Origin of the sequence: Vogesella mureinivorans (assembly GCF_007644035.1) — a bacterium.
GTDB classification, from domain to species: domain Bacteria; phylum Pseudomonadota; class Gammaproteobacteria; order Burkholderiales; family Chromobacteriaceae; genus Vogesella; species Vogesella mureinivorans.
On record NZ_VMTV02000415.1, the window covers coordinates 1 to 277 of the forward strand.

Annotated in this window: 1 protein-coding gene; it reads left to right on the forward strand. The window is 63.5% G+C overall.

Annotated elements, in window-relative coordinates; all coding sequences use genetic code 11:
• On the forward strand, window positions 1–277 hold a 277-nt coding region (locus FLQ44_RS11280), incomplete at both ends, for a glycoside hydrolase family 3 N-terminal domain-containing protein (protein WP_276607852.1).

The following is a 277-nucleotide window of genomic DNA, read 5'->3' on the forward strand; positions in this document are numbered from 1 at the left end:
CATGCAGCCGTTCAAGCGTCTGGTGCACGAGCTCGATGCAGTGATGCCGGCGCATGTCATCTATTCTCAGGTTGACGAGCACCCGGCTGGCTTCTCCCGTCGCTGGCTGCAGGACATCTTGCGCGGCGAGTTGGGCTTCGAGGGTGTGATTTTCAGCGACGACCTGTCCATGGCCGGTGCCCATGTGGTCGGCGATGCCGGCAAGCGTATCGAGGCGGCACTGGCTGCGGGGTGCGATATGGGCCTGGTGTGCAATGACCGCGCTTCGGCCGAACTG